At 68.8% G+C, this 5262-nt stretch carries 4 protein-coding genes; all 4 read left to right on the top strand.

The genetic code is table 11. From position 1 onward, the window contains the following. On the top strand, positions 1-1438 hold a 1438-nt coding region (locus VN419_RS11040; protein WP_325647284.1), incomplete at its 5' end, for a hypothetical protein. After that, a complete protein-coding gene (locus tag VN419_RS11035; protein ID WP_325647283.1) occupies positions 1435-2769 on the top strand; it encodes a radical SAM protein in 1335 nt (444 codons plus the stop codon). The genes VN419_RS11040 and VN419_RS11035, both read left to right, overlap by 4 nt. Before the next feature lie 11 nt (positions 2770-2780). Next, positions 2781-4094, top strand: coding sequence for a hypothetical protein (locus VN419_RS11030; protein ID WP_325647282.1), 1314 nt, complete (start codon positions 2781-2783; stop codon positions 4092-4094). Then, positions 4091-5262: cytidylyltransferase domain-containing protein (locus VN419_RS11025; RefSeq protein ID WP_414652929.1), on the top strand; the 1172-nt coding region annotated here is incomplete at its 3' end. The genes VN419_RS11030 and VN419_RS11025, both read left to right, overlap by 4 nt.

Here is a 5262-nt window from a genome sequence, read left to right as displayed (position 1 = left end):
CCCCTGGACCGATGCGGCAAGCGTGGCCGCAGAATCCTCCCGCCTGGTGCTGCTGCTTTCCGCAACCTATGAGCAGGAAATGCGGGCTGCGTTGCCGGGCGTTGCGCCGCAGCGCATTTTCTCCCTGGCCGAGGTCATGGCCGCGGCCGCCACGGAGGCCGAGTTCCAGGCCGTCCGGAGGGGCATCGCCTCCCGCGCGGCGGAACTGGTCTGCGCGCTCAAAGCGTCCATCAGGCCCGGCGGCCAGTCCGTTTGTTTCGTGAGCCACAATCCCGGAGACTGGTCCCTGGACATCATGCTCGAACTGCGCGCGCGCGGCTGGAGCGTGGCCCTGGTCTGCCTTGGCGCGCCGGACAGTGCGCCGGACAGTACGCTCTATGGCCCGCAGGGCGAGCAACTCGCCGTACGCCATGCGGAGCCCACCGAGGCGGCCCTGCAAAGCGTGCTGCTGGCCGCGCTGGGTCAATACCAGCCCTTCCGGCTTGTGCATTCCTGGGCCATGCTCCAGAACCACGCCTTCATGAAGGCCCTGACCGACCTGGGCATCCCCCTTGCGGCGTCCTTCGAGGACTTTTTCCCCCTGCTGGCCGAGGATCAGGGGTACGCGGAGGCCTTTTCCGCCTCGCAGGGCCTGCGCGCGCAGGAGCTCATCGAACTCTGGCGCGAGGTGTTCGGCCGCTGCCGGGGCATCATCATCAAAGATTCTCCGGTTGCCGTGCGCCTGCTGGAGGAACGGCACGGGTTCGCCAACGCGAACATCCTGTACGCCCTGCCCCCGGTGGGCCAGCGCGCCGCGCAGGGCCACAGCCATGAGCCTGGGCGCCCTGTGCGCGTGTGCCTGGCGCAAAGTGTCCACAGCACCATTATCTCCTCCTGGACCGGCAGCGCGCCATATTTTCTGGAGCAGATCAAGGCCTACACCGCCCTGGGACTGGATTTCACCCTGTTCAACAACTACGACAACGGCAGCGGGCGTTCCTTCAACTGTTTCCGCGAGGCCGAAGAGCGCAACCCGCTGTTCCACTACCGCCAGAGGCTGCCGTATGAGGCGCTCTGCGAGGAGCTGCCGGCGTATGATTTCGGCGCGCTTTGGCACCACCCGGCCCTGGTGCGCCGGCATCCTTCGGCATACAGGATCAACCTGCAGCTGAAGGTGTTGACCTACCTGTACGCCGGTCTGCCCACCCTGGCGCCGGTTGCGCTTGAATGGTGCAGCGACGTGGTGGAGCGCCTGGGCATCGGGCTGAGCTTTGCGGACGACGAGGGCAGGGGGCTTGCGCAGCGGCTGGAACGCTTCGACCGCCCGGCCTGCGAACTTCGCATGGCCCAGGCCCGGCAAACATTGAACATACGGGACTACGCCGCGAAGCTCGACGGTTTTTTCCTGTCTCTTGGCCCCGCCGGGAGCAGTGCGGCGAAACAGGGGGAGCGCGCATGATCCACCACGTGCGGCAGATTCCGCAAGGCGGCAGGGCCGCCATCTACGGCACCGGCGGACGGGCCGACAAGCTGATGGCCCAGCTGCGCGAGCACAGGCCGGACATCACGCCCGTGGCGTTCCTTTCCGGCAATCCCCAAACCGCAACGCACAACGGCCTGCCCCTGCTGCCGGGAACCCGCGCGGCCGAGGCCGGGCACGACTTCGTCATCATCGCCGCCTACGGCTACGATGAGATCGCCCCGGTGCTGCGGCGGCATGGCGGCGGCAAGCCCCACTACGTGTTCCTGGACATGGAGGCCGCGAACGCTCCCAAGCCGCCCCGCCCCGTCCCGGACCCGGCCCTGAACCGCGACGTGCTGCTGCGCTGCGGCAGCCCGGAGGAATTCCGCGCAAGCCTGCGCCGCCTGCCGGAAAAACTGCATTTCACGCTTTCCAGCGACTGCAATTGCGCCTGCATCTTCTGCCCCTGCAGCCACAAACCGCGCGGCGGACAGATGCTGGACCCGGAGCTGGCCCGCGACGTGCTGGCGCAGATGGCGGCCCTGGGCATGCGCGGAGCGGATTTCTCGCCCATCATGGGCGAGGGCATGCTGCACCCGCAGTTCTATGAACTGCTTGCGGCCGCACGCGCCGCGGGCATGACCGACGTGCGCGTGACCACCAACGGCACCCTGCTCCCGGCGGAGCCGGAGCGCGCCCGCCTGCTGCTGGACCTGGCCGACGGCGTGTCCGTGAGCAGCCCCGGCCTCATGCCGGAGGCCTACCGCAAGGTATTTCGTTCCGGCCGGTTCGATGCCGTCATGGCCGGGCTGGAGGCCCTGGGCCAGGCCAAACTGGCCGGGGGCAAGGGCCGGGTGAACATCTGCCTGCGCACCTACCGCCCGTTTGAGGAAACCTTCGAGGACACAGGCTTTCTGCGTCTGGCTCCGTTGTTCAAGGCGGGCGGGCTCTTCTTCGACCCGGCGGACGGCAGCATCGAGTTCGACACCTGGGCCGGAGCCGTGGACGCGGAAGTCTTCAGTTCCGCCATGCGCGTGGCGGAGGGTGGCGCGGCCAAGGGCGACCCGCCCTGCGGCATGCTGCTGGCCCCCGCGGCCACGGTGCTGCCCGACGGCTCCCTCAGGCTGTGTCCCTGCCGCTACCAGGACGACCCCCATGACGAGCTGGTGCTGGGCAACCTGAAGGACGAGCCTCTGGACGCCCTGCTCTATGGCCCGGCGCATTTCGAGCTGGTGCGGCGCTGGTGCGCGGGAGACATTCCGCCCGTGTGCCGCTCCTGCGCCCTGTACTCCCCCCCGGATCCGGCCTGGCTGGAACCGCGAGCATAGACGGAGAAAGCATGCCGCTTCCAAACCTCAAGGGCAGAACCATAAACGAACCCAGGCTGCGCGCCTTCATGGACGGGCTGGACGCCCTGCGCGCGGCCAACCCCGGCAGGCCGCTGATCCTGTACACCTCCTTCAGCTTCAGCCACAATTACCTGAAGCTTCTGAAGCAGCTGCGCGCGGGCGGGGCGCTCATCGCCCTGCACATGGCCGACGGCTTCATGTGCGGCACCGTGCCCCTGGAAAGTTTGGCCGGGCAGGGGTATTTCGACGCCCTGCTGGTGAGCAACCCCTACGTGCTGGAGCTGCCCTTCCTGGCCGAGAACTATCCTTTCGACGCCGTGCACGCGTCCGTGGGCTCCGGCAGCCCCTATGTCTTCGCCGAACTGACGAGCCGCTCCAAGGCCCCGGTGATCATCGACTACTTCGACTTCCGCGAGGTCATGCACGGCGGCGACCCGGCCATCGGCAGGAATTTCGGCATCACGGACATGCCGCTGGAGCTTGAACTCTGGCGGCGCGTGTTCACCCAGGCCGCGGGCATCATGTACCTGGACTCCCCGGAAGTGGTGGAGGACCTCTCCCGCGTGCACGGGCACAGGGCCAAGGCCCTGCACTTCCAGTCCTACGTGCTGGACGAATGGCTGGCCCCGGCCCCGGCGGCCCTGGCGGGCGAGCAGACGCGCATCCCGCGCGACATCGTCTTCGCCGGAGGGCTGCACAAGGCCAGCCAGCACGGCCATGCCTGCCATGGCTCGTTCCAGGAGGGCATCCGCCGGGTTGCCGACCAGGGCTTCCGTTTCACCGTGGTGAACGGCTGCGACCAGGGCGACGGCCAGGGCTTTGAGGGCTATCTGGAGATGGCGTCCGCGCGCCCGGATTTCCGCTACCTTCCGGCAGTGCCCAACGACAGGCTCGCCCCCCTGCTGGCCCGGCACGAGCTGGGCTGGAACGCCCAGAACTTTGGCGAGGGCGCGGAACAGCCCTACTATTACCGCACGCTCATGGGCTCCAAGCTGTACAACTACCTGGAGGCCGGGCTGCCCTGCGTGGCCGCGGAGGAATCGGCCTACGTGGCCCGCATGGTGCGCAGCAAGAACATCGGCCTGGTGCTGGCCTGGAAGGACTGGGACCGCTTCGGCGAGATGGCGGCCAAGGCCGACTGGGAGGCCATCCGCGCCGGGGTGGCCCGCGCGCGCAAGGAGAGCACCATGGCCCGCCATGCGCCCCGGCTGTACTCTTTCTACAACGCGGCCACCGGACGGAAATTTTTCGACATGCCCGATCTTCCCGTGGACCTGTGGCGGCAGGAGGTGGACAGCCTGTGATCCGCATCGACGGCCAAAATCGCACCCTGCTGGCCTGGATTCCCGCGCGCGGCGGGTCCAAGGGCCTGCCGAGAAAGGCCCTGCTGGACCTTTGCGGCCGGCCGGTGCTGGCCTACACGATTGAGGCCGCGCTGAATACGCCGGGCATGGACCGCGTGCTGGTGAACACCGACGACGAGGAGATCCGCGACCTGGCCCTGTCCCTGGGGGCGGAGGCGCCCTTCCTGCGGCCCGCGCACCTGGCCCAGGACAACTCCAGCCTGGAGGGCGCGCTGGACTATCAGTGGGCCTGGCTGAAGGAGCACGAGAACTTCGCGCCGGACGTGCACGTGGGCATGAGCCCCACGCATCCCTTCCGTCTGCCGGGCAGCCTGGCCGCGGCCCTGGAACGCGCCCAGGCCGATGAGCTGGTGGTCAACGTGCGCAGCGTGGCGCCCACGGGCCTTGATCCCGCCAATTGCTGGCGGCGCGGGGAGGATGGCGCGCTTTCGCGTTTTTTGCCCCTGGAGCGCGGCCAAGCCGGTGGCATCTTCCAGAATCTTTTCGCCTTCAACGTGGTGCTGGACTGCCGCCGCCACCTGTTCCATTCCGAGCAGCACCGCAGGCCCCTGCCCTTTGCCCTTTCGCGGTTGGAGGGGCTGGACCTGGACGACCCCCGCGACCTGTGCCTGGCGCGGCTGGCTTTGGCCCGGCTGAACCCGCCGCGGCTGGATTCGCCCCGGCTGAACCAGGAGGACCCGCCCGCGCATGAGGCGACGGGGGCAAGCCCAGGCCGGGGGCACTGCGCTGGGGCTGGCCCGGTGCGCCTGTTCGGCAAAAGCTTCCCCGCGCCGCAGGGCAGCGGCCCGCACCTTCTGCGCCATCCGGACTTTCCCCGCGTGGGGCCGGCCGAAGTGCAGGCCTTCGCCCAGGCGCTCACCGGGGCTGCCCGCGTGCTGGTCAGCGCCTGCCGCGTGGAGGAGGACGTGCACCCCTATCGCCTGTTCCGCGAGGCTGAGGACGGCCGCCTGGACTACCTGTCCGACGTGCCCCAGTCCATACGCGGCGCGCGGCAGCTGTACCCGCCGGTGCTGCGCTTCGCGCCCGCGCTGGTGGGGCTGCCCGCGGGAATGTCGGTGGAGGCCCTGGAGCACCCGGAAGACTTCGCCCTGTTCGAACTGCCCTGCGA

The organism is Humidesulfovibrio sp., from assembly GCF_035560995.1.
Classification (GTDB): domain Bacteria; phylum Desulfobacterota; class Desulfovibrionia; order Desulfovibrionales; family Desulfovibrionaceae; genus Humidesulfovibrio.
This window is presented reverse-complemented; position numbering and strand designations above follow the sequence as displayed.